The organism is Aeromonas sp. S18(2024) (genome assembly GCF_041402525.1).
Lineage (GTDB): Bacteria > Pseudomonadota > Gammaproteobacteria > Enterobacterales > Aeromonadaceae > Aeromonas > Aeromonas enteropelogenes.
The window spans coordinates 24,291-48,976 of record NZ_JBGLQV010000010.1; the positions used below are offsets into that span (position 1 = coordinate 24,291).

Annotated in this window: 20 protein-coding genes and 7 tRNA genes; 7 read left to right on the plus strand and 20 right to left on the minus strand. The window is 60.6% G+C overall.

Annotation, left to right across the window (positions count from 1 at the left end; translation table 11 throughout):
* Positions 1-18 precede the first annotated feature (18 nt).
* Positions 19-375 (minus strand): hypothetical protein, encoded by a 357-nt coding sequence (locus ACB034_RS15920; protein ID WP_026456213.1) that lies wholly within the window; start codon positions 373-375, stop codon positions 19-21.
* Positions 376-594: 219 nt separating this feature from the next.
* On the opposite strand from ACB034_RS15920, the gene cutA reads away from it, so the two are divergent.
* The 3 genes from cutA to ACB034_RS15935 all read left to right on the plus strand — a co-directional run bounded on the left by cutA (position 595) and on the right by ACB034_RS15935 (position 3,221).
* On the plus strand, positions 595-912 hold the full coding sequence (gene cutA, locus ACB034_RS15925; RefSeq protein ID WP_124239627.1) for a divalent-cation tolerance protein CutA: 318 nt from the start codon (positions 595-597) through the stop codon (positions 910-912).
* On the plus strand, positions 909-2,678 hold the full coding sequence (locus tag ACB034_RS15930) for a protein-disulfide reductase DsbD (protein WP_371173230.1): 1,770 nt from the start codon (positions 909-911) through the stop codon (positions 2,676-2,678). Before cutA ends, ACB034_RS15930 begins: the two co-directional genes overlap by 4 nt.
* 129 nt (positions 2,679-2,807) lie before the next feature.
* Positions 2,808-3,221, plus strand: a complete 414-nt coding sequence (locus ACB034_RS15935; RefSeq protein ID WP_026456216.1) for a hypothetical protein — start codon at positions 2,808-2,810, stop codon at positions 3,219-3,221.
* Between the two features lie 32 nt (positions 3,222-3,253).
* Here ACB034_RS15935 and ACB034_RS15940 read toward each other — a convergent pair whose 3' ends face one another.
* The 10 genes from ACB034_RS15940 to ACB034_RS15985 form a co-directional block, all read right to left on the minus strand.
* Positions 3,254-4,555, minus strand: coding sequence for an NAD(P)/FAD-dependent oxidoreductase (locus ACB034_RS15940; RefSeq protein ID WP_371173231.1), 1,302 nt, complete (start codon positions 4,553-4,555; stop codon positions 3,254-3,256).
* A 159-nt stretch (positions 4,556-4,714) separates the two neighbouring features.
* Complete coding sequence (gene fbaA / locus ACB034_RS15945; RefSeq protein ID WP_026456218.1) at positions 4,715-5,794, minus strand: class II fructose-bisphosphate aldolase; 1,080 nt, start codon at positions 5,792-5,794, stop codon at positions 4,715-4,717.
* Between the two features lie 115 nt (positions 5,795-5,909).
* Positions 5,910-7,073: a phosphoglycerate kinase gene (locus ACB034_RS15950; RefSeq protein WP_371173232.1), complete on the minus strand. Its 1,164-nt coding sequence runs from the start codon at positions 7,071-7,073 to the stop codon at positions 5,910-5,912.
* A 61-nt stretch (positions 7,074-7,134) separates the two neighbouring features.
* Positions 7,135-8,145: an erythrose-4-phosphate dehydrogenase gene (gene epd / locus ACB034_RS15955; RefSeq protein WP_124239629.1), complete on the minus strand. Its 1,011-nt coding sequence runs from the start codon at positions 8,143-8,145 to the stop codon at positions 7,135-7,137.
* 58 nt (positions 8,146-8,203) lie between these two features.
* Positions 8,204-9,133: an ROK family protein gene (locus ACB034_RS15960; protein WP_371173233.1), complete on the minus strand. Its 930-nt coding sequence runs from the start codon at positions 9,131-9,133 to the stop codon at positions 8,204-8,206.
* Positions 9,134-9,304: 171 nt separating this feature from the next.
* Positions 9,305-10,372: a uroporphyrinogen decarboxylase gene (gene hemE, locus ACB034_RS15965; protein WP_026455918.1), complete on the minus strand. Its 1,068-nt coding sequence runs from the start codon at positions 10,370-10,372 to the stop codon at positions 9,305-9,307.
* A gap of 160 nt (positions 10,373-10,532) precedes the next feature.
* Positions 10,533-11,312, minus strand: coding sequence for an NAD(+) diphosphatase (nudC, locus tag ACB034_RS15970; RefSeq protein ID WP_371173234.1), 780 nt, complete (start codon positions 11,310-11,312; stop codon positions 10,533-10,535).
* Positions 11,313-11,503: 191 nt separating this feature from the next.
* The gene (putA, locus tag ACB034_RS15975; RefSeq protein ID WP_371173235.1) at positions 11,504-14,668 is read right to left on the minus strand and encodes a bifunctional proline dehydrogenase/L-glutamate gamma-semialdehyde dehydrogenase PutA; all 3,165 of its coding nucleotides are present in this window, start codon (positions 14,666-14,668) and stop codon (positions 11,504-11,506) included.
* A gap of 303 nt (positions 14,669-14,971) precedes the next feature.
* Positions 14,972-15,577, minus strand: a complete 606-nt coding sequence (locus ACB034_RS15980; protein ID WP_042028283.1) for a TIGR04211 family SH3 domain-containing protein — start codon at positions 15,575-15,577, stop codon at positions 14,972-14,974.
* A 143-nt stretch (positions 15,578-15,720) separates the two neighbouring features.
* Positions 15,721-16,542: a potassium channel family protein gene (locus ACB034_RS15985; protein ID WP_042070094.1), complete on the minus strand. Its 822-nt coding sequence runs from the start codon at positions 16,540-16,542 to the stop codon at positions 15,721-15,723.
* Positions 16,543-16,574: 32 nt separating this feature from the next.
* Here ACB034_RS15985 and ACB034_RS15990 point away from each other — a divergent pair, with 32 nt between their 5' ends.
* On the plus strand, positions 16,575-17,825 hold the full coding sequence (locus tag ACB034_RS15990) for a methyl-accepting chemotaxis protein (RefSeq protein ID WP_026455921.1): 1,251 nt from the start codon (positions 16,575-16,577) through the stop codon (positions 17,823-17,825).
* A gap of 138 nt (positions 17,826-17,963) precedes the next feature.
* Here ACB034_RS15990 and gltX read toward each other — a convergent pair whose 3' ends face one another.
* Positions 17,964-19,379 carry a glutamate--tRNA ligase gene (gltX, locus tag ACB034_RS15995; RefSeq protein WP_216992992.1) on the minus strand — a complete coding sequence of 472 codons (1,416 nt, stop codon included), beginning with the start codon at positions 19,377-19,379 and terminating at the stop codon, positions 17,964-17,966.
* Between the two features lie 252 nt (positions 19,380-19,631).
* Here gltX and ACB034_RS16000 point away from each other — a divergent pair, with 252 nt between their 5' ends.
* From ACB034_RS16000 to ACB034_RS16010, 3 genes are all read left to right on the plus strand, one after another.
* Positions 19,632-21,734: a methyl-accepting chemotaxis protein gene (locus ACB034_RS16000; RefSeq protein ID WP_338611797.1), complete on the plus strand. Its 2,103-nt coding sequence runs from the start codon at positions 19,632-19,634 to the stop codon at positions 21,732-21,734.
* A gap of 99 nt (positions 21,735-21,833) precedes the next feature.
* Complete coding sequence (locus ACB034_RS16005) at positions 21,834-22,496, plus strand: LysM-like peptidoglycan-binding domain-containing protein (RefSeq protein ID WP_371173236.1); 663 nt, start codon at positions 21,834-21,836, stop codon at positions 22,494-22,496.
* A 271-nt stretch (positions 22,497-22,767) separates the two neighbouring features.
* A complete protein-coding gene (locus ACB034_RS16010; protein ID WP_005297820.1) occupies positions 22,768-22,977 on the plus strand; it encodes a cold-shock protein in 210 nt (69 codons plus the stop codon).
* Positions 22,978-23,206: 229 nt separating this feature from the next.
* On the opposite strand, the gene ACB034_RS16015 is transcribed toward ACB034_RS16010, so the two are convergent.
* The 8 genes from ACB034_RS16015 to orn form a co-directional block, all read right to left on the minus strand.
* A tRNA-Gly gene (locus tag ACB034_RS16015) sits at positions 23,207-23,282 on the minus strand.
* 24 nt (positions 23,283-23,306) lie between these two features.
* Positions 23,307-23,382, minus strand: a tRNA-Gly gene (locus ACB034_RS16020).
* A 24-nt stretch (positions 23,383-23,406) separates the two neighbouring features.
* Positions 23,407-23,482 (minus strand) — tRNA-Gly (locus ACB034_RS16025).
* Positions 23,483-23,506: 24 nt separating this feature from the next.
* Positions 23,507-23,582 (minus strand) — tRNA-Gly (locus ACB034_RS16030).
* A 24-nt stretch (positions 23,583-23,606) separates the two neighbouring features.
* Positions 23,607-23,682, minus strand: a tRNA-Gly gene (locus ACB034_RS16035).
* A 33-nt stretch (positions 23,683-23,715) separates the two neighbouring features.
* Positions 23,716-23,791: transfer RNA gene (locus ACB034_RS16040), tRNA-Gly, on the minus strand.
* Positions 23,792-23,828: 37 nt separating this feature from the next.
* Positions 23,829-23,904, minus strand: a tRNA-Gly gene (locus ACB034_RS16045).
* Positions 23,905-24,082: 178 nt separating this feature from the next.
* A complete protein-coding gene (gene orn, locus ACB034_RS16050) occupies positions 24,083-24,628 on the minus strand; it encodes an oligoribonuclease (protein WP_371173237.1) in 546 nt (181 codons plus the stop codon).
* Positions 24,629-24,686: the final 58 nt, after the last annotated feature.

Here is a 24,686-nt window from a genome sequence, read left to right on the forward strand (position 1 = left end):
AGCGGGGAGAGAGAAACGTCAGGCCTGAGCCTTGAGCTCGGCACCCTCTTCATCGGTGGCATCAGCCTCTTCGGGTTGAGCCTGGGCTAGTTGCAGGGCTTCCAGCTCGCTTTGGTATTCACCAAGCATCTGCTGGGCCACCGCCATATCCCCTTTGTGCTTGCGCTCGAACAGATGGTGCTGCACCACGCCATTGAGATAATCCACCGTGATGGGCTGCTCCAGGAAGCTCTGCAGCCCCTCTTTTTCCAGCTCGGCATTGATGTCATCGGCAGTGGTACGCAGCAGACCGGCGAGTTGAACCAACATGCGGCGCTCACCTTCGCGCAGCAGGCTCAACATGCGGTTTCTCTGCTGCTCATTCTGTTGGGTCATACATTTCCTTACGTCTAGTGGGAACAAGCTCGCTCATTCTGCCCTGTCCCCATGGCAGCGTCCATCTCATGACCCCCACAAATTTTCGGCGCAGGTTCACAAATGGCGACAGATGATATTCAGGGCGGCTCTGGGGTATAGTAACCGCTGATTTTCGGGGCATTTCATTAACAAAAATGACCCCGCCGGTTTACCCCACCGAGGTGAAAATCCCCCTTTATGACTGACGCCATTGTGGTGCTCTGCACCTGCCCAGACCAACCCAGTGCCGACCTTGTCTGCGAACAGCTGCTGACCCGGCGACTGGCCGCCTGCATCAACCAGCTGCCGGGCGTGACCTCTGTCTATCGCTGGCAAGGCAAGGTGGAACGGGCCACCGAGATCCAGCTCATCATCAAATCCCGGATGCCGCTCTTTGCCGAGCTGCAACAGTGTATCCTCACCCACCACCCCTACGAGGTGCCCGAGTTGCTGGCGCTGCCGGTCAGTGCGGGTCTACCCGCCTATCTCGACTGGCTGAAGGAGGAGACCCCATGAGTCGTGCTCGCCTGCGCTATCTGCTGCCCGCCCTGTTCACCCTGCTGCTGGGCCTGTTGTGCCCCCCCGTCCAGGCAAGCAGTGATCTGCTGGGGAGCCTGGGCATTCAGGCCAGTACCAAGCCCGCCTTCCTGAAGGTCGACGAGGCCTTTACCCTGGAGAGCGAACAGCGGGGCAACCGGCTGCTGCTGCGACTTCGCATCGCCGATGATTACTATATTTATCGCCACAGCCTGCGCTTTCAGGGCAACGACCTCACCTTCAGCGAGCCCGTCCTGCCCGAGGGAACCGAGCACGAGGACGATTTCTTCGGCAAGACCCGGGTCTATTACCAGGAGGTGGAGATCCCCGTCACCCTGACCGAGGCAGGGCCACAAGCGAGCCTCAAAATCAGCTACCAGGGCTGCACCGTGGGGCTCTGCTACCCGCCGACCACCAAGGTGGTCGAGGTGCAGTCGCTGATGGCCACGTCGGGTGATAACGAGGCGGCGCCCGCTGCACCATCCAGCCAACAGGATAAACTGGCCGCTGCCCTCGGCAGCCAGGGCTTCTGGCTCAGCATCGCCGCCTTCTTTGCACTGGGGCTGGGGCTCGCCTTCACCCCCTGCGTCTTTCCCATGTATCCCATTCTGACCGGCATCATCGCCGGTGCCGGCCATCGTCTCTCCACCCGCCGCGCCTTCCTGCTCTCCTTCGTCTATGTCCAGGGGATGGCGCTCACCTACACCCTGCTCGGGCTGGTAGTGGCCTCGGCCGGGCTGCAATTCCAAGCGGCGCTACAGCACCCCTATGTGCTGATCGGCCTCTCGGTGATGTTCGTGCTGCTGGCTCTCTCCATGTTCGGGCTCTACACCCTGCAGCTGCCGAGCAGCGTGCAAACGCGCCTCTCCGGCCTCTCCAACCGCCAGCAGGGCGGTTCGGTGGCCGGGGTCGCCATCATGGGGATGATCTCGGGACTGGTCTGCTCCCCCTGCACCACGGCACCGCTCTCCGGCGCCCTGATTTACGTGGCCCAGAGCGGCGATCTCTGGCTCGGCGGTGCGGCGCTCTACGCCCTGTCGCTGGGGATGGGACTGCCGCTGCTGCTGCTCGGCACCTCGGGCGGCAAGCTGCTGCCCAAGGCCGGCGCCTGGATGGATGTGATCAAGCAACTCTTTGGTTTTGCGCTGCTGGCGGTGCCCATCCTGCTGCTCTCAAGGCTCTGGAGTGATCAGACCGCCACCCTGGCCTGGCTCGGCTGGGGGTTGGCGCTGTGCGCCTACCTCTATCACCACAACCAGCATCAGCCCCACTCCATCGGCAAGAGCCTGCGCGGTTTTGTGCTGCTGCTGGCGATGATCAGTGCCGTGGTGGTGGGCAAGGATCTGCTGCTGCCCGCCCCCAGCGCCCAGACCAGTGCCGAAACCCGGGCGCCGCAGTTTATTCGCATCAAGACCCAGGATGATCTCAAGACCCAGCTCGCAGCCGCCCGCGGCAAACCGGTGCTGCTCGACCTTTATGCCGACTGGTGCGTCGCCTGCAAGGAGTTCGAGCACAAGACCTTCAGCGATCCTGCGGTGCGCGAGCGCTTTGCCTACATGGTGCTGTTGCAGGCGGATGTCACTGCCAATGACGACGCCGATGTCGAGCTGCTCAACGGCCTCAATGTGCTGGGCTTGCCCACCCTGATCTTCTTCGATCGCGCCGGCAACGAACTCACGGGGCAAAGAGTCACCGGCTTTATGGGCCAGGCCGAGTTTCTGGCTCAGCTCGACAAGCTGCCATAGATGGGAATTGGCCTGGCGCACCGCTGGGCCATCCCCACTGTTACTCGCTGATTTTTCTGGCAATCCCTTGTATATGAGCGACAGCGTGGCAAAATTTGCCCTCCATTGTTTCGCCCGTCCGGAGTTTTGATGAAAAAGTGGTTCATCCCCCTGCTGGCCCTCTGGCTCTATGGCTGCAGCGCGGGCCCCGGTGAAGAGGTGATCCGCCAGCAGGTCAGTGACAAGCTGATGGCGGAAACGGACGCCAGCCTGTTCGAGATCAGCGACTTCGCCATCCTGGACAAGGAGGAACGCATGGAAGGCGTCTATCTGGTCAAGGTCAGCTACCAGCTCCACTTCAAGCAGGGGCTGGCTCAACTGCAAGTGCTGCACGACGAGGATCTGGTCTACGACAAGGTCGGTCCCTTCCAGCAGGAGATGGGACTGATGGAGCTGGAGCGCAAATATGGCGACTTCGAGGCTGGCCAGGTGCTGCCCCAGCAAGCCGAAGTGTGGATGATGAAGACGGAGCAGGGCTGGCGGCTGGCCGAGCCCGCCCACTAATCCCGCTCAGGATAGTGCCCGCCCCACCTGCGCTATAGCAAATCCTTCATCCGGTGCCACAGCATCCCGAGCGCCAGCAGCGGGGAGCGCAGGGCAGGGCCACCGGGGAAGGTGATATGGGGCACGCTGGCAAACAGATCGAAGCCCCGGCTCTCGCCGCGGATCGCCTCCGCCACCAGCTTGCCCGCCATGTGGGTGGCATTGACCCCATGCCCCGAATAAGCCTGGGCGTAGAAGACATTGGGATGCTGCTTGAGGCGGCCGATTTGCGGCAAGCGGTTGGCGCCTATGCCTATCATTCCCCCCCACTGGAATTCAATGGCGGTGCCGGCCAGTTCGGGGAATACCCGCAGCAGCTTGGGCAACATAAAGGCTTTTATATCGCGAGGATCACGGCCGGAATAGTTGCAGGCACCGCCAAACAGCAGGCGGCCGTCGGCGGAGAGACGGTAGTAGTCGAGCGCCACGTTTTGATCGCACACCGCCATGTTTTGCGGCAGCAACCGCTGGCGCAGCCGTTTCTCCAGCACCTCGGTGGCGAGGATGTAGGAGCCCGCCGGCAGCACCTTGCCCCCCAGCTCGGGGTTGAGGTCATTGAGATAGGCGTTGCAGCCGATCACCAGGTAGTCGGCGCTGACCCGGCCATGGGCCGTGGTGACCTGTAGCCGCTCGCCATAGTCGATGTGCACCACCCTGGATTGCTCAAACAACGCCACTCCCAGGCTGGCCGCCGCTCGCGCCTCACCCAGCGCCAGATTGAGAGGGTGCAGGTGGCCGGAGCCCATGTCGATCATGCCGCCGATGTAGCGATCCGATCCCACCACGCTATGCATATCTTCGCGCGCCACCAGTTTCAGCTCGTGCCGGTAGCCGAGGCTCGCCAGGTGCGCCGCCTCCTCTGCAAACCCGGCCAGATGGCGCTGGCGGGTGGCCAGATCGCAGTAACCCCAGCGCAGGTCACAATCGATGTTGAAGCGCTCGACTCGCTCGCGCACCAGCTCGACCGCCGCCAGCCCCATCAGATCCAGCTCGCGCACACCCTCTTCACCAATCCAGCGGGCGAACTGGCTGGTGTCGTGACCGATACCGCGAATGAGCTGACCGCCGTTGCGCCCGGAGGCGCCCCAGCCTATACGGTTGGCTTCCAGCAGCACCACCTTGTAGCCAGCCTCGGCCAGATTGATGGCGGTATTGAGACCGGTGAAGCCGCCGCCGATGATGCAGACCTCGGCATTGCACTCCCCGCTGAGCTCTGGCCACTGCTGATTGTCATTGCGGGTGGCCGCGTAATAGGAGGCCACATGTTCCTGATGTGTGTTGTGCTTTCCCTGCATGTTCAGCATCCTGCCTTGGTTGCAAATTGTTTAATAAAATAAGCAGATTTGTTTCGATAATACCCAGCTCACTCACTGCAAACCAGTCGCACCGGATCACAGAAATGCAAAAGGCGCCCCGAAGGGCGCCTTTTCATGCAATCAAGGTACGGTAACGAATTACAGTACGTCGATGGCGTTCAGGTCGGAGAAAGCCTGTTCCAGACGCTTGATCATGGAAGTCTGACCGGCACGCAGCCATACGCGCGGATCGTAGAACTTCTTGTTCGGCTTGTCGGCACCTTCCGGGTTGCCCAGCTGACCTTGCAGGTAGGCTTCGTTGGTCTTGTAGAAGTCCAGAATGCCTTCCCAAGTCGCCCACTGGGTGTCGGTGTCGATGTTCATCTTCACCACGCCGTAGGAGATGGATTCGCGGATCTCTTCCAGAGTGGAACCTGAGCCACCGTGGAATACGAAGTCCAGGGACTTGGCCGGAATACCGAACTTCTCGGAAACATACTTCTGGGACGCATCCAGGATGGACGGGGTCAGCTTGACGTTACCCGGCTTGTAGACACCGTGTACGTTGCCGAAGGAGGCAGCGATGGTGAAACGCGGGCTGATCTTGGACAGACGCTCGTAGGCGTAGGCCACGTCTTCCGGCTGGGTGTACAGAGCGGACTGATCCATGTGGCTGTTGTCGACGCCGTCTTCTTCGCCACCGGTGCAACCCAGTTCCAGCTCCAGAGTCATGTTCATCTTGGCCATGCGGGTCAGGTACTCGCAGCAGATGTCGATGTTCTCTTCCAGAGACTCTTCGGACAGATCCAGCATGTGGGAGGAGAACAGCGGCTTGCCGGTTTCAGCGAAGTGCTTCTCGCCCGCTTCCAGCAGACCGTCGATCCACGGCAGCAGCTTCTTGGCAGCGTGGTCGGTGTGCAGGATCACAGGTACACCGTAAGCTTCGGCAACGGCGTGAACATGCTTGGCGCCGGAGATGGCGCCGATGATGGCAGCCTGCTGACCTTCCAGCTTCAGACCCTTACCAGCGGTGAATGCAGCACCACCGTTGGAGAACTGAACGATAACCGGCGCTTTCACCTTAGCGGCAGCTTCCAGCACGGCGTTCACGGAGTCGGTACCAACGCAGTTGACGGCCGGCAGAGCGAAGCCGTTCTCTTTAGCGATGGCGAACACTTTCTGAACGTCATCACCAGTGATCACGCCGGGTTTTACGAAGTCGAAAATTTTCTTAGACATGTTTAATCGTCCTGTCTCGTATGCCGTTAATAAAAAATGGGGGGTTCATCATGAACCGGCACAGCGGGCACATGATAAACGAAACGGGAGGCTTTTGCCCCCCGTCTCGGGTCAATTAGGCTTTGGCGCGCTGTTCCAGAATCGCGACAGCCGGCAGTACCTTGCCTTCTACGAACTCCAGGAAGGCGCCGCCGCCGGTGGAGATGTAGGAGACTTTGTCGGCGATGCCGAACTTGTCGATGGCAGCCAGGGTGTCACCACCGCCAGCGATGGAGAAGGCCGGGGATTCAGCGATGGCCTTGGCGATCACTTCGGTACCCTTGGCGAACTGGTCGAACTCGAACACACCTACCGGGCCGTTCCACAGAATAGTCTTGGCGTTCATGATGATGTCGGCCAGCGCCTTGGCGGAATCCGGACCGATGTCGAAGATCATGTCGTCGTCAGACACGTCAGCCACGGACTTGGTGGTCGCCGGAGTGGACTCAGAGAACTCTTTACCCACAACCACGTCGGTGGTGGCCGGGATGGAGGTTTCGGCAGCCAGCTTCTTGGCGGTGTCGATCAGGTCGTGCTCGCACAGGGACTTGCCGACGTTGTGACCGGCAGCGGCGATGAAGGTGTTGGCGATGCCACCACCGACCACCAGCTGGTCAGCAATTTTGGAGAGGGATTCCAGCACGGTCAACTTGGTGGAGACCTTGGAGCCGCCAACGATGGCAACCATGGGGCGCTCGGGCTTCAGCATGGCTTTGCCCAGGGCTTCCAGTTCACCGGCCAGCAGGGGGCCTGCACAGGCGATCGGGGCAAACTGGGCGACACCGTAGGTGGAACCTTCGGCGCGGTGAGCAGTACCGAATGCATCCATTACGAAGACGTCACACAGCGCGGCATACTTCTTGGCCAGCTCTTCGGCGTTCTTCTTCTCGCCCTTGTTGAAGCGGCAGTTTTCCAGCACAACCAGCTCACCGGCAGCGACTTCCACGCCATCCAGGTAATCCTTGGCCAGGCGAACCGGGCAGGACAGAGCGTCTTTCAGATAGTTGACAACCGGCAGCAGAGAGAACTCTTCGTTGTACTCGCCTTCGGTCGGACGACCCAGGTGGGAGGTGATCATCAGCTTGGCACCCTTTTCCAGAGCCAGCTTGATGGTCGGCAGGGTAGCTTTGATCCGTGCATCGGAGGTGACCTTGCCGTCTTTTACCGGCACGTTCAGGTCAGCACGGATCAGAACGCGTTTGCCCGCCAGATCCAGGTCAGTCATCTTGATAACAGACATATTCAGTCCTCTATATTTTCCAGGTAATGTTAAAAACAGTAACCTTTCGCCCGGGGCAGGCTCAGCCTGCAACCATCATGGCCCGGGTAGTATCCAGCATCCGATTCGCGAAGCCCCATTCGTTATCGCACCACATCAACATCTTGACGAGGTTGGCATCGCTCACCCGGGTCTGGGTACCATCAATGATGCAGGAGTGTGCATCATGATTAAAGTCTACGGAGACCAGCGGTTCTTCCGTGTAATCCAGAATACCGTGTAATGTACCTCTGGATGCCCGTTGCAGGGCTTGATTTACGTCACTAACTGTCACTTTTTTACGAACAGTAATACTGAGATCCATCGCTGTTACATTGATGGTCGGTACCCGTACCGCGATCGCCTCGAACTTGCCGGCGAAGTGGGGCAGGATACGCTCCAACCCCTTGGCCAGCTTGGTATCCACCGGAATGATGGACTGGCTGGCGGCGCGAGTTCGGCGCAAGTCGCCATGGTAGGCATCAATGACTTGCTGGTCATGCATGGCCGAATGAATTGTCGTAATAGTACCACAATTTATTTCGAATTCTCGATGCAATGTTTCTATGACGGGGACCACGCAGTTGGTGGTGCAGGAGGCGTTCGAGACGATCCGTTCACGCCCGGTCAGCACCTGGTGATTGACCCCGTAGACGATGGTGGCATCCACATCCGCATCGGCCGGATGGGAGAAGAGTACCTTGCCCGCCCCCGCCGCCAGATGCAGCTCGGCATCGGCGCGCGAGCCGAACACCCCGGTGCAATCCAGCACCACATCCACCCCCAGCGCCCGCCACGGCAATCTGGACGGGTCTTTCTCGGCAAACAGGGAGATGAGGTCTTCGCCTACCTGCATGCTGTTGCCCGCCAGTTGCACCGGATAACGGAAGCGACCGTGGCTGGTGTCAAAGCGGGTCAGGTGCACCATGGCCTCCGGCGCCGCCAGTTCGTTGATGGCGACGATCTTGATGGTCTTGTCGCGCCCGCTTTCATAGAGGGCCCGCAACACGTTGCGACCTATCCGTCCGTAACCATTGATGGCAATCTTGATCATCTGGGATGCATTCCTTACCAGCAAAAAGGGGTGACCCTTGGGCCACCCGACACCCGGCTCACGACAGCAGGGCATCCTTGAATTCCCCGCGCGCCAGCAAGGCCGCGCCAAATACCCCGGCGCTGTCGCCAAGGGCTGGTGCAATAATGGGGGCCCGGAAGCGGGGATTAAAGAGGAAGGGCAAAATAGTCTCCCGCCCGGCGCGATAGAGGCTCTGCACATTGCCCACCCCGCCACCGATGACGATGACGTCCGGATCCAGGATGTTGACCACGTTGGCCAGCGCCTGGCCAAACAGCAGGTGCAGCCGGTCGATGGTGAGCTTGGCCACATGATCGTGGGCGGTAGCTGCCGCAATCTGGGCGAGCGAAAGGCGGCGCTTGGCCTTGGCTTCGTACCAGACCTCCAGCGCCGGGCCGCTGATCAGGGTCTCGACGCAGCCGCGCTTGCCGCAGTAGCACTCGGGGCCATCGGGTGAGAGCACGTTGTGGCCCCACTCACCGGCGATGCCGTGGTGGCCGTTGAGGATGCGGCCGTTGATGACAATGCCCGACCCCACCCCGGTACCCATGATGATACCGAACACCACTTTCGCATCCGGATGATGCTGGCGCACCGCCCCGAGGTGGGTTTCCGCCAGGGCGAAGCAGTTGGCGTCGTTGGCGATGAGCACGGGCACACCGAGCCTGCACTCCAGATCTTCCTTGAACGGCTTGCCGTTGAGCTCGGTCGTATTGCAGTTCTTCATCAGGCCGGTCTGGGGATCCCGCGCCCCCGGGGTGCCCATGCCGATGATGGCGGGGCGCTGGCCGAGTTTGGCGGCGCACTCCTCTACCAGTTTGGCGATCTGGCCGATCATATGCTCATAACCGCCCTGGCGCTCGGTGGGGATGCGATGACGCAGCAGCACTTCGTCTCCCTCCAGCACCACGCACTCGCACTTGGTACCACCCAGATCGATACCCCAATCCAATACTCGTTTGCTCATCCAGCCTCCAGCCATGACCAGGGAAACCTGTCCGGAAAACGAGACTCATGCCCGCTCCCATCGTTGTTCCCACAAGGGATGCAGTGTAACCCGAGCGACAACCGGGATGCAGCCCCGCCACCAACGAAACGGGGCCCCAAGGCCCCGTCGTCACGATAAAACGCGCCGCTATCAGCGCTTGTGGTATTGAGCCGAGAGCTCGTGTACCGCGTTGACGAACACGCCCGCATGCTCCGGGTTCACATCCTGATGGATGCCGTGACCCAGGTTGAAGACGTGGCCATTGCCATGACCGAACCCGGCCAGGATGGAGGCAACTTCCTCGCGGATGCGCTCGGGAGAGGCGTAGAGCATGGAAGGGTCCATGTTGCCCTGCAGCGCCACCTTGTCGCCGACCCGGCGCTTGGCGTCCGCGATGTCGGTGGTCCAGTCCAGCCCCAGCGCATCACAACCGGTGGCGGCGATCTGCTCCAGCCACTGGCCGCCGTTCTTGGTGAACAGGGTGACCGGCACGCGGCGACCGTCGTGCTCGCGGATGAGGCCATCGACGATCTTGTGCATGTATTGCAGGGAGAAGTCGCGGTAATCACGCGGGGTGAGCACGCCGCCCCAGGTGTCGAACACCATGACCGCCTGGGCACCCGCCTTGATCTGGGCGTTCAGATAGGCGATTACACTGTCGGCCAGCTTGTCGAGCAGCAGGTGCAGGGTCTGCGGCTCTGCGTACATCATCTGCTTGATCTTGGTGAATGCCTTGGAGCTGCCCCCCTCCACCATGTAGGTAGCCAGGGTCCAGGGGCTGCCGGAGAAGCCAATCAGCGGCACCTCGCCCTTGAGCTCGCGGCGGATGGTGCGCACCGCGTTCATCACGTAGCCAAGCTCGTCTTCCGGATCCGGCACCGGCAGTGCCTGCACGTCGGCCATGGAGGTGATGGGACGCTCGAAACGCGGGCCTTCCCCCTGCTCGAAGTAGAGACCCAGCCCCATGGCGTCGGGCACTGTGAGGATGTCGGAGAAGAGGATGGCGGCATCGAGCGGATAGCGGCGAAGCGGCTGCAGGGTGACTTCACAGGCCAGCTCGGCATTGCGGCACAGGGACATAAAATCCCCCGCCTGGGCGCGGGTCGCCTTGTATTCCGGCAGATAACGGCCTGCCTGGCGCATCATCCATACCGGGGTCATGTCCACTTCCTGGCGCAGCAGGGCACGCAGGTAACGATCGTTCTTCAGCTCTTTCATCCCAGTTCCTGAATTCATATCACGCATAAAATGGCGGCCATGATACCACTTTGCCCGCCGGAACGGACTGCCCAATGGGTGGCAAATCCAGGGCCGGTTGCAAAGATGTGAAGGGACGCAAACAAGCGTCCCTTTTACAACGAGGAAATAACGACTCGCCTCAGGCCTCGCCCGCCAGGCAAAGCTCGATAAGTCGCCGCGCTATGGTGCCATGGGGAGGCAGCCTTGGCAGACGGTCAGCGTCGAAGAAGTCGGCGGCCACCAGCTCCTCGTCCTGTATCCGGATCTCGCCGCTCTCGTAGTCGGCGGTGAAGCCCATCATCAGGCTGTGGGGAAAAGGCCAGGGCTGGCTGGCCACATAGCGCACGTTGCGCACCCGGATGCCGCTCTCCTCGAACACCTCCCGCGCTATGCACTGCTCAAGGTTCTCCCCCGCCTCCACAAAGCCCGCCAGCACGGTATACATGGGATTCTCGACCTGATGGTGACGGCGATGGGCAGCCAGCAAAATGGCCGGCCCCTTGCGCACCGCCACTATGATGCAGGGGGAGATGCGCGGATAGACGATGTGGCCATGGTGACACACCTGGGCCCACTCCCCTGCCTTGGGCGCCATGGGGGCACCACACTCGCCACAGAAGCGGTGGGTGCGGCGAAAGGTCGCCAGCTGCCAGGCGCGCCCCGCCAGATGAAAACCCGCCTCATCCCCTGCCACCATCAGCTGGCGCAAGGGGGTCATAAGAGACGTCTCGGCCTCCTCCCCCAGATCCAGCAGATAGCAGGGCAGGCCCTCCCATTCGTCGAAACGCTCAAATGACTTGGCGTGCAAAAACGCGGGCAACTGGCTCAACGCCCCCTGCGGAATATGGCCCTGCTCGTCGAGCAGCACCAGGTGATCGCCCCCCAGTACGAACCAGCGGGCCTGTTCGGTCAATGACATAAGCATCCAGGCTCTGTGTAGCAAAGGTGCGCTCGGCACCGGTCGAGGCTCTCATCTTACGGCCAGCGCGAAAAGATGACGACCCCTATGCCGGTAGTGCTACTCGCCGGTACGAGCCACCCCGAAATAACAAGGTCGCCCGCTGGCGACCTTGGTGTTATCTCATTTTCACCAGAAAGAAAGACCCGATATCAGGCATCCCCCATCGCCAGCAGGGAGGCGTTACCCCCCACCGCCGTGGTATTGATGGTGCGGGTCTTCTCGGTGACGAAGCGGCTCAGATAGTGGGGGCCGCCCGCCTTGGGACCGGTGCCGGAGAGGCCTTGGCCACCGAACGGCTGTACCCCGACCATGGCGCCGATCTGGTTGCGGTTGATGTAGACGTTGCCCACGTTGATGCGGCTTGCCAGCTCTTCGGCGTGGGATTCGTTGCGGCTGTGGATGCCCAGTGTCAGGCCGTAGCCGGTGCCGTTGATGTCATTGATCACTTGCTCCAGATCCCGAGCGGCATAGCGCACCACGTGCAGAATGGGGCCGAACTGCTCGCGCTCCAGCTCCTTGATGGAGCGGATCTCGAGTGCGGTCGGCTGGACGAAATGTCCCTCCTGGGTCGCCTTCGGCATGGGGGCCTGGGCGATCAGGCGGCTTTTCGGGATCATCCTGGCCAGGTGCAGATCCAGACCCGCCTTGGCCTCGGCGTCAATGACCGGGCCCACGTCGGTGTTGTGCTCGGCCGGGTTGCCGACCTTGAGCTCCTGCATGGCACCGGTGAGGATCTCCAGCACCCGATCGGCGATCTCCTCTTGCAGGAACAGCACCCGCAGGGCGGAGCAGCGCTGGCCGGCGCTCTGGAAGGCGGCGCTGACCACGTCGCGCACCACCTGCTCCGGCAGGGCGGTGGAGTCGACGATCATGGCGTTCTGGCCACCGGTCTCGGCAATCAGCGGCAGGATGGCGCCGTCACGATTGGCCAGAGTCTGGTTGATGAGCTTGGCGGTTTCGGTAGATCCGGTGAAGCAGACGCCGCCGATTCGGGGATCCGCGGTGAGTTTGGCGCCCACTGTGGCACCGTCGCCCGGCAGCAGCTGCAGCACGTTACCCGGGATGCCAGCCTGATGGGCCAGAGTCACCGCCAGATGGGCGATGAGGCCGGTCTGCTCCGCCGGTTTGGCGATGACGGTGTTGCCGGTGGCGAGCGCCGCCGCGACTTGCCCCAGGAAGATGGCCAGCGGGAAGTTCCACGGACTGATGCAGACAAACACACCGCGCCCTTGCAGGAACAGCTCGTTCTGCTCGCCGGTGTAGCCGGGCAGCAGGGTCGCCTGACCCATCATGCTGCGAGCCTGCACCGCGTAGTAGCGACAGAAATCCACCGCCTCGCGCACCTCGTCGATGCCGTCCTGAAGCAGCTTGCCCGCCTCACGGGTACAGAGCGAAATGAACTGGCTACGGTTCGCTTCCAAAAGCTCGGCCAGCTTTTCCAGCGCGGCGGCACGCTCGGAGACCGGCGTCTCGCGCCAGCGCGGGAAAGCGGCATGGGCCGAGGCCAGCGCCTGCTCCACCGCCTGCTCATCGGCCCAGTGGATCTTGCCGACGGTCAGGCTCACGTCCTGCGGGCTCACCACCACGCGGGCGTCATTGCGCTTGAGGGTCTCGCCATCGACGATGGGGCCGGCCAGCCACTGCTTGCTCTCCAGCTCCTTGAGCCCGGCGAAGAAGGGGCGCTGGATGGAGACGATGTTCATGTTCACACCACTGGAGTTCTTGCGATCACTAAAGAGGTTCACCGGCTGCGGGATGCGGTCGTTGGCGAAGCTCGAGTAGCGCTTGAGGGTACGCAGCGGGTGCTCGGCCAGACTGTCCACCGGGGTGTTGGGATCCACCAGCTTGTGCACAAACGAAGTGTTGGCGCCGTTTTCCAGCAGGCGGCGCACCAGGTAGGGCAGCAGATCCTTGTGGGCGCCGACCGGTGCATAAATGCGGCAGTGCAAGCCCGGGGTGTCATTGAGCACGGCGTTGTGCAGCTCCTCCCCCATGCCGTGCAGACGCTGGAATTCGAACTGGCGATCGCCGGCCATCTCCAGAATGCTGACCACGGTATTGGCGTTGTGGGTGGCAAACTGGGGCGCGATAAAGCCGCGGGTCGGCTCGCTCAGCAGGTAGCGGGCACAGGCGAGATAGGAGATGTCGGTGCCCGCCTTGCGGGTAAACAGCGGATAACCGGGCAAGCCCGCCTGCTGGGCATATTTCAGCTCGCTGTCCCAGTAGGCCCCCTTCACCAGACGTACCGGAATGATATCCCCCTGCTCGCGGGCCAGGGCGGTGAGCCAGCACAAGACCGGCAGGGCACGCTTGGAGTAGGCCTGCACCACCATGCCGAGCTTGCCCCAGCCGCGATTGGCCTCTGAGCGGTAGAGCTGCTCGAACAGGTCCAGGGAGAGCTCGAGGCGGTCCATCTCCTCGGCATCGATGCTGATGGCCACGTCCTTGTCACGGGCCAGACGCACCAGCCCCACCAGCCGCTCGCACATCTCGCCGAGCACCCGCTCGCGGTTCGCCACGTCATAGCGCGGATGCAGCGCCGAGAGCTTGATGGAGATGGAGGGGGCCGGGCCGCCGTCGCTGATCCGCTCGCCGCCCACCGCCTCGATGGCGTTGTGGTAATCGGCCAGATACTTGTCGGCATCCTGCATGGTCAGCGCCGATTCTCCCAGCATGTCGTAGGTGTGGGTGTAACCCAGCTCGCGAGACTTGCGGCTCGCCTTGAGGGCCTCCTTCATATCGCGGCCCAGCACGAACTGCTTGCCCATGATCTTCATGGCGGCGTACATGGCAGAGCGCACCACGGGTTCGCCCAGCTTGTTGACCATGCGCCCCAGCAGATTGGCAGGATTGCCGTCGAGCTTCTTGTCGAGCTTGATGATCTTGCCGGTCAGCATCAGGCCCCAGGTCGAGGCGTTGACCAGGGTGGAGTCGCTCTTGCGAAAATGAGAGGACCAGTTGGCGCCGGAGAGCTTGTCCTTGATCAGGGCGTCGGCGGTCTGGGCATCGGGGATGCGCAGCAGCGCCTCTGCCAGACACATCAGGATGATCCCCTCCTGAGTATCCAGGCTGTACTCCTGCAGGAAGGCGTCGATACCGTCGCCGGAACCGCTCTCCTTGCGCACCTTGGTCACCAGGGTGCGGGCCCGCTGGGTCACCTGTTCCAGCGAGGCGCCATCTCCCGGCAGCATGGCGGCAAGCTCTGCCAGATAGGCATTTTCATCCACCACATAGTTCTGGGTGATGGCTTCGCGCAGGGCGGCCAGATCGGAGGGAATATAGTCAGCTGCAAGCACTTGAGTCGCTTTGAACATATGGGGTCTTCCTGTACGCCCTAGGGCTGATATCGACGAAGGCGGCCGTGCCGCCGAAACGCCGATAATGTATACAATATTGCACCCTATATGAAATAAATTTGTTGCCTTGTTTTAACAAAAATCGCTGACATGGGAGTTTTATGGCTATCTCAGGGTGAAAATGCCCTTTTCAGGCCAGCTTCACATCTTGTTTTGTATACAATTTCGCTCTCCCTTTATGCCCCCTCCAGCCCTGCGTCAAACGACAAAAACAGAGAAGGGCCGCCATGGCGACCCTTCTGCTCAGTCAGACAATTTTTGTCAATTCATCCAGCGATCGCTGCGGCTGCGGCGACGAGGCAGCATGGGCAACAGGATGCCGAGCAGGATGCCGGCCCCCACCATGGCACCGCCACGGATGAACCAGTCCATCTGCATGTCGTGTTCCCGGTTGTCATAACTCTGGGTCAGGGCATCGTTCTGCTCCTTGAGATTGCTCATCTCCTCGCCCTGGCTGGCAAGCTGGGCCTTGAGCGACGCTATCTCATTGCTCTGCAGTTCAATCTGGCCATCCTTCTCGGCAAAGCGTTTCTCGTTGTCGCCGTTGAGGTTCTGCAGGCGGCTCTTGAGCTCATCCCGCTCCTTCTCGACCTGGGGCAGGCGCTCGCGCAGGCTGGGCTGGCTCTGCAGCTCGCTGCTCTTGATCCACCCTTCACGGCCACGGCCGTCCACCACCTGAGTGAAACCGGCTTCGCCGTTCACCGACTTTATCTCCAGCGGCTCACCCGCCTTGACGCTGCCCAGGATCCGGTACTGGGTCCCCGGGCCATTGTGGATATAGGTAAAGATGTTGTCTGAAACATAACGGGTCTCGGCCAGTGCCTGGCCGGCACACAAGCAGATCAAAATCCCGAGAAGGGCGCGCATGGTCGATCGGTTCTCTTTTCAGTTTTGGGTAAGAGGCTGAATGTTAAGCCGCCGGCAGGTTAAAGGACAAGCAAAGAAAACGCTTCCCCCGGGGGCACTTCCTGCCCTGCCATACATGACTTGGCCACTTTTTGACCTCATCATCACTTGTTTCTCAGCTCCCGCACCTCGGCCCGCAGTGCTCGCAACTCCTGCAACAACTGCTCCTGCTGGGCATTGTAGTGATGACGCCACTTCTCGGTGTCGTTATCACCGCGATTGGGCTGCAGAAACAGGCTGGCCATGAAACCGCTGAGCGCACCAAACAGGCCGACCCCGAACAGGATCAGCAGGCTGGCCACAAAACGCCCCTCCTCCGTCTTGGGCACCAGATCCCCGTAACCCACGGTGGAGAGGGTCACCAGGGTCCACCAGAACGCATCATAGGGAGTCTCGATTTCACTGCCCGGCTGACCGGATTCAATCCAGTACATGATCCCGGAGCCGAGCCCCAGCAAGAGGACGAACAGGAACAGGATGCCGGAAATGGTGGTCTCGTTTCGCTCGCGACGAAACATGGCCAGCAGGTCCGGCTGGCTGCGCAGCAACTGATAGACCCGCCACAACTGGATCAACCGGGCCCAGCGCAGGGACTCCACCATGGGCAGACTGCCCGGCAGATAAAACCAGTTGGCCTTGAAGTAGGCCTTCCTGTCAGGGGCGCGGGCCAGGCCATAAGCGAAGTGGGCGAGAAAGAAGTAACAGATCAGGCTGTCGAGGTCATAGAAGAGTTGCAGTGTCTGGGAAGTCAGGGTCTCGTGCCCCCACCAACGGGCCGTAACCAGCAATACCGAGATAACAGAGAGGAAGGCCATCAGCAGATCGGTGGCCCGCAGATGAGTTAAGTGATGTCGCATACATTTTCCAACTTTAAACACAGTGCAAATTAATAAAAGGGAAGATAATGCCGATAGCCCTGAGGACAAAGGAAAAAGCAGTTTTTTAAAGGAGAAAAAATATGCAGCTAAACCTGCTAGAGAAGCGGATGAGTGATATACGGCTGGTACCCAAGGTAGTACTGCTGATGGTATTCAGTACCTTGTTGTTGCTCACCAAGCTCTGGTTCGATGCCAACAATCTGGAAGCCACCCTGCTCAGCGAAGGGCTGGATCCGGACAAGGCAAATGCCATTGCCGACCGCCTGCTCTGGACCGGTCTGATGGAGACGGCCATCATGGGGCTGCTGTTCGTGATCCTGCTGCTGACCGGCTCCCGCCTAATGGTGAAGCAGGTACATTATCTGGTCGGCCTGCTGGAGCGCTTCGCCAAGCGGGATCTCAGCCACAAGGTGCTGCTCCACTCCCGCGATGAGTTCGGTGACATTGCCAAGGCGGTCTCCCACTCCCAGGAAAACCTCAAGGCAGTGTTTGGCAACCAGCGTGCCGCCTGCAAGGAGCTCAACGAGATCGCCTCCCAGGTGACCCTTTGCATGGAGGAGGCCAACGAGGCGATCAACGAAGAGTTTGGCCAGATAGAGCAGCTGGCCAGCGCCATGAGCCAGATGGTCGGCGCCATTCGTGAAGTGGCAGCCCATGCCGAACAGGCCTCCCATGCCACCACAGAAACCAGCCAGCTGGCCGAAGAGGGCAGCCGCTGCGTGGCGGAAACCGTCAACACCATCGACACCCTCTCCGGCAACATCCAGCGCTCTGCCACTGTGGTCAATCAGGTGGAACAGGGGGTGGATCGCATCGGCTCTGTGGTCGACACCATTCGCGGCATTTCGGAGCAGACCAACCTGCTGGCGTTGAACGCCGCCATTGAGGCAGCCCGCGCCGGTGAGGCCGGTCGGGGCTTTGCGGTAGTCGCCTCCGAGGTACGGGAGCTGGCCAACCGGGCCCAAGCGGCCACCGTCGAGATCCAGAAGATGATCGAACAGCTGCAAGGCAATGCCGCCCAGGCGGCCGAGCTGATGTCCCAGAGCGTGCAACAGGCGGACAAGGGAGTAGAGCAGGTCACTCGCGCGGGGGATCAACTCGCCACCATAGTGCAACGGGTGCAGGGGGTGGCCGATATGAACCGCCACATCGCCGCCGCCTCCGAGCAACAGAGCTCGGTGGCCGAAGAGATGCGCGGCAACCTGGAGCAGGTCAAGCAGATCGCCGAAGGCTCCGTGGTGGTGCTGCGGGAGCTGCAGGAGGCCTCCGAGCTGGTGGAGCAACACAGCAAGGATCTGGACAGCCAGATCAACTCCTTCAAGCTGACCTGATCCCGATCCGGATCCTGCTCAGCCAGGCTCCGCCACACAAAACTGCGACCATAAAAAAATCCGAAACATGGCGTTTCGGATTTTTTATATCTGGTGTCCAGCCGGGCAGGTATCCCGCCCGGCCTGACGATGGCCTGCTTACTCGGCGGCCATGCGCGCTTCGATATACGCCAAAGCGCGATCGATGCGGGCGAGCACACGCTCCTTGCCCACCAGCGCCATCACGGCGTCGATGGCCGGGGACTGACCCAGACCGGTCACCGCCACGCGCAGCGGCATGCCGACCTTGCCCATACCCTGACCCAGCTCGGCTGCAGTGGCTTCAATCAGCTCGTGCAGCGCTTCGGTAGTCCAGGTATCCAGGGCAGCCAGCTTGGCCTTGGCCAGGGCCAGGGGCTCGGCGGCGACGCCACGCAGATGCTTCTTGGCAGCCGCTTCGTCGATGGCTTCATACTCTTCGAACAGATAGCGGCTCTGGGCGGCCATCTCCACCAGAGTATTGCAGCGCTCGGCCAGCAGGGTCACCACGTCGGCCAGGGCCGGGCCATTGCTGGTGTCGATCTTCTGGTCGGCCATGTGCCAGGCCAGGTGCTTGGCCACATAGGCCGGATCCAGGCTGCGCATGTAGTGGTTGTTCAGCCACAGCAGCTTGTCGGTGTTGAAGGCCGAGGCGGACTTGGAGATGGCATCCAGACTGAACAGCTTGATCATCTCTTCCAGGCTGAAGATCTCCTGATCGCCGTGGGACCAGCCCAGACGCACCAGATAGTTCAACAGGGCTTCCGGCAGGTAGCCGTCGTCACGGTACTGCATCACGGAGACGGCGCCGTGGCGCTTGGAGAGCTTGGCACCGTCGTCACCCAGGATCATGGAAACGTGGGCAAACTCTGGCACCGGCGCGTTCAGCGCCTTGTAGATGTTGATCTGGCGCGGGGTGTTGTTGATGTGGTCTTCACCACGCACCACGTGGGTGATCTCCATGTCCCAATCGTCCACCACCACGCAGAAGTTGTAAGTGGGGGCACCATCGGTGCGGCGGATGATGAGATCGTCGAGCTCGGTGTTGGCGAACTCGATGCGGCCACGTACGTGGTCATCGAACACCACTGAGCCTTCAGTCGGGTTGCGGAAACGGATGACGTGAGGCGCATCGGCCGGGTGATCGTGATCACCATGGCGGCACTTGCCGTCGTAACGGGGCTTCTCGCCGTTGGCCATCTGGCCTTCGCGCAGCGCTTCCAGACGCTCCTTGGAGCAGTAGCACTTGTAGGCGCGACCGTCGGCCAGCATCTCGTCGATCAAGGCGTTGTAGCGATCGAAACGCTTGGTCTGGTAGTAGGGGCCCTCATCCCAGTTCAGCTCCAGCCATTCCATGCCCTCGATGATGGCGTCGATCGCCTCCTGGGTGGAACGTTCCAGATCGGTATCCTCAATACGCAGCACGAACTCACCGCCCTGATTCTTTGCAAACAACCAGGAATAGAGTGCGGTACGGGCACCGCCGACATGCAAAAAGCCGGTCGGGCTGGGAGCAAAACGGGTTTTGACTTTCATCTTTAAGCCTTGTGTAGAGGGCCTTGGGCCAATTCGTTAAAAAAACCGTCGCATTTTAGCACCGACAGTGACGGATGGGAAAACCATGAGGACGCCGGACAAGAAATAAGCGGTCGATAGGGCATGCCCATCAATCTTTGAAGAGGATCGCAAAACCGTTCAGTTTTTTCCGCTTTGCTAGGCAGCATTGCTGGAGAAGCCTCCCGCCCTGCCGATAATTCAAACAACTTTCCACGTCACAAGGAACGCACGATGCAGTTTCGTTCTATCCAGAATCGTATTCTGGTAATGGCCGGGATCGCCATGACCACCGCCCTGGTGATCCTGATCCTGCTCAACCACTACTCGGGCCAACAAACCCAACAGCTGACCATCAGCTCCAGCCGCGCCGCCCTGCAACAGGAGGCCTGGCAGAAAGTCAGCGCCAACGCCCGTGCCGAAGCGGCCGCCATCACCCAGTTGCTGCAAAAGGGACTCTCCTACACCCAGCAGATGGCCAGCGCCCTCGCCCTGCAGCAGGAGGGCAAGCTGCCCCTGACTCGCCAGCAGGCCACCGATCTGCTCAAGGCCCAGCTCGCACTCGAGCCGCAACTGTACGGCGCTTTTGCCGGTTTCGAACCGAGCGGCTTCGATGGCCAGGACGCCAGCTTCGCCGGCCAGAGCGCGCTCGGCAGCGATGACAAGGGTCGCTTCGTGCCCTATTTCTATCGTGACAAGGATCAGATCGGCACGGATCTGCTGCTCTCCATCGAGAAAACCGACCCCGACGAGTTCGGCAATCCGGCCAACGACTACTACTCCTGTCCGAAACGGGAGGGACGCTCCTGCCTCATCGATCCCTTCAAGGTGGACATCAACGGCCAGCAGGTGTTGGTCAGCACCATCACCACCCCCATCATGGTGGGTGGCCAGTTCAAGGGGATCGCCGCACTGGATCTGGCGGTAGACTCCATCAGCCGCCAGGCCAAGACCCTCAACAGCAACATCTATGAGGGCAAGGGCGAGACCCTGATCGTCAGCGCCGCCGGTGTCATCACCGGCACCAGCGGGGATGCCAGCCTGCTGGGTGGGCGGGCCGACAAGGTGCTCGGCCAGCAGTGGCAACAATATCTGAAGCCGGAGGTTCAGCGTCAGGAGCTGAACGATTCATTCCGCATCTCGGTGCCCATCATGGTGCCGGGCATGGCCCGCAACTGGGCCATCATCGTCACCCTGCCCTACAAGGTAGTGCTGGCGGGCGCCGATCAGCTGGAAGCCCAACTGAGCGACATGAACCGGGCCGCCATGACCCAACAGCTGGTGGGTGCGCTCATCGTGCTGGTGCTGGCGCTGGCCACCATGCTGGTGATCGCTCGCAGCATCACGGGCCCCATCCGTCAGATGGTCAGCCTGGTGGATGACATCGCCGACGGCGAAGGGGATCTCACCAAGCGCCTCACCACCCGCTCGGTGGACGAGCTGGGGGATCTGGCCAAGGGCATCAACCGCTTCATTGACAAGCTGCAGGGGCTATTGGGCGATGTGCTGAAAACTGCCAGCGAGGTGAACCGTCACGCCGGTGACACCGACCGTATCGCTGGCCAGACCGACAACAACCTGCAGCATCATCAGGCAGAGATGGAACAGATGCTGACCGCAGTGCAGGAGATGTCCTACGTCAGCCAGGAGGTGGCCACCCACGCCAACAACACCGCCGACTCGGCCAAGCAGGCCCAGAGCGCGGCGGATCAGGGCAAGGTACGCTTCCAGCAGGTGATCCAGTCGATGCACAAGGTCGCCGCAGAGGCCGGGAAAGGGGCCGAGGTAGTGGAAGGGCTGGCCCACGACAGCGAGCAGATCACCAGCATCCTCACCGTCATTCAGGGCATTGCCGACCAGACCAACCTGCTGGCGCTCAATGCGGCCATCGAGGCGGCGCGCGCCGGCGAGCAGGGACGCGGCTTTGCAGTGGTGGCCGACGAAGTGCGCAAGCTGGCGGGCAACACCCAGCAGGCGGTGCAGAACACCCAGGAGCTGATCGAGAAGATCCGCCACAGCTCGGCCAACGCGGTCAACGCCATCAACCAGAGCCAGCAGCTGACCCACCAGGCGGTAGGCGAGGCAGATCTGGCGGAAGAGGCGCTCGGCAGCATCTATCAGGCCATCTCCACCATCAACGACATGACCTACCAGATCGCCTCTGCCGCCGAGGAGCAGAGCTCGGTTTCCGAGACCGTCTCCGGCAATCTGTCAAAAACCAACGCACTGGCCAACGACATCGCCCTGGATGCGACCGAAACGGCCAAAGCCAGTCAGGCTCTGCGTCAGGCCGCAGAGCGATTGCAGCAATTGTTGGGACAATTTCGTCTCAGCTGATAATTTTCCTCTCACGGACTCTCCCCCTCGGGGGCGAGTCCGTTTACCATAGGCAGCGTATTTGCCTGATGGCAGGCAATGTAGTGAGAGGTAAATGCCGTGCCCACCCCGGACCGTCGCCCACGTGGCCATAACAGACGAGCCCAGCAGCGTCGCCAAGACGAATCACAAGGATCCCTGCTCCATCGTATCAATGCCGCAACCCTGCCCCTGCGCCAGTGCATCGGCCAGGGTATGAGCCGCTTCGGCCAACGTAGCCAGGAGCCCAAGGCCACCAAGTTCAAGCTGAGCAGCCCGCTGCCCCGCAAAAACACCATAGGGCTGCTGATCCTGACTCCGCTCTGGTTGCTGGTGCTGGCCTGGGAGCCGGCCCCCAGTGCACCAACGGTGGCCCCATCAGGTTCACTCGATATTCCCCTTGCCGTACCCAGCCAGGCACTGACTGTCGGCAGCACCTCTGCGGCAGTTGCCGCCAAACCGGCGGTGGAAGAAAAGGTCAACGGTACCTGGTTGCAGCACGAAGTGCAGGCTGGCGAGACCCTCTACTCCATCTTCCGTAAATTCGAGCTGCCGGGGGTGGAACTGAGTCGCCTCATCGCCATCGAAGGGCCGGATCGTCCGCTGACCCGGCTGCAATCCGGCAAATCGGTCTTCATCCTGGTGGACGAAAATCGTCGCATCCAGCGAGTGGAAATTCGCTCTTACGGCCAGGCCATCTATCGCTACGATCGGCAGGGCGAGGGGTTCGCCCTCAAGGAGTAAGAGAAGCGGGAGGCCATGCCTCCCGTTTTTTTATGCCGTTTTTCCTCAAATAAGCCGCTGACTTCACAATATTTTTAGCTTGTTCAAAAAACGAAAGGGGCAAAATTGACAAGGGTAGGTGCTAACGTACAATCGTTTTTGCTTTAGACAGGGATTGTTCTGCGTGCTACTGGGACAATGAGACGTGGTCAGTCATGAGCCAACCCCTGCAGCAAGGCAAATGCAGCCCCACCGGGCTTAGTTTCATATTGTTATAGATAGGATTTAGCACATGTCTGACATTCGCACCGGCCAGGTCAAATGGTTCAACGAAACCAAGGGTTTTGGCTTTATCGAGCAATCCCAGGGTCCGGACGTATTCGTTCACTTCTCCTCCATCCAGAGCGCGGGTTTCAAGACCCTGGCTGAAGGTCAAAAAGTCCAGTTCACTGTGACCCAGGGCAAGAAAGGCCCGCAGGCCGAGAACGTCACCGTTATCTAAGCCCGTGCCAGCGAACCCGTAGGAGGAGCCGCCGCCCCTCCTATTTTTTTGTCCGTCGTTTTCCGCTCCCCCACCACGGGTCATGATCCCGTCCCCTACGACCAGCCACGTACAAACCCGGTTTGCAAAAAATGGAAAAGCCGATCTGGGCAAACGCCAGATACGAAAAATCATCGCAGCGCGATGTCATTGATAAATCAGGAGGAGTGACAAGACTTCGAGGAGAGATTGGAGCGGGAAACGAGACTCGAACTCGCGACCCCGACCTTGGCAAGGTCGTGCTCTACCAACTGAGCTATTCCCGCAACAGGATGTCATTTGCAAGTGATTGGAGCGGGAAACGAGACTCGAACTCGCGACCCCGACCTTGGCAAGGTCGTGCTCTACCAACTGAGCTATTCCCGCAACGGAATGTCACTTACAAATTTTTGGAGCGGGAAACGAGACTCGAACTCGCGACCCCGACCTTGGCAAGGTCGTGCTCTACCAACTGAGCTATTCCCGCAACAGAATATCATCTGCAAGTGATTGGAGCGGGAAACGAGACTCGAACTCGCGACCCCGACCTTGGCAAGGTCGTGCTCTACCAACTGAGCTATTCCCGCATCGGAATATCACTTACAAATTTTTGGAGCGGGAAACGAGACTCGAACTCGCGACCCCGACCTTGGCAAGGTCGTGCTCTACCAACTGAGCTATTCCCGCAACATTAGATTGTCTTGAGGCTGTGCTGATGATTGGAGCGGGAAACGAGACTCGAACTCGCGACCCCGACCTTGGCAAGGTCGTGCTCTACCAACTGAGCTATTCCCGCATCGGGCTGGTTTGCACCAGTGTGCATCATCAGATTTTGGAGCGGGAAACGAGACTCGAACTCGCGACCCCGACCTTGGCAAGGTCGTGCTCTACCAACTGAGCTATTCCCGCAACTGCCTTAAAACAGGCCGTACAGCATTTGGTTGCTTGCGCTACTGTACGGGAGCCGAATTATAAGAGCAGTCATTCCAATTGCAAGGGCTTTTTTGTCTGGTTGCGCGCGTTCGCTCAAAAGCTGGTCGAACTGTCGATTTTAGCAACCAGAGCGGGGCAATCCCTTGCCTGGGCATCAGATCTTGAAGACGTGAGTGCGGTAAAACTGCAGCTCGGCAATGGATTCGCGGATGTCGTCCAGCGCCTGGTGGGTACCACTCTTCTTGAACTGATCCAGCAGCTCCGGCTGCCAGCGGCGTACCAGCTCCTTGATGGTGCTGACATCGACGTTGCGATAGTGGAAGAAGGCTTCCAGATCAGCCATGTGCTTGACCATGAAGCGGCGATCCTGGCCGATGCTGTTGCCGCACAGCGGGCTGGTGCGCTCCGGCACCCACTGGCGAATGAAGTCGAGGGTCTCGGCGACGGCTTTCGCCTCGTCGTGCTGGCTCGCCTTGACCCGGGCCACCAGACCGCTCTTGGTGTGGGTGTTGACGTTCCAGTCGTCCATCTTGGCCAGCTCTTCGTCGCTCTGGTGGATGGCGATGACCGGCCCTTCGGCCAGCACGTTCAGATCCTTGTCGGTGACTATGGTGGCGATCTCCAGTACCACGTTTTCTTCAGGGTCGAGGCCCGTCATCTCCATGTCGATCCATACCAGATTCTGCGCGCTGACTGTCATGATTGCTCTCTCTATTGGGAGGAATGGCGGAATTTTGCCAATTTGCATGTATCATACT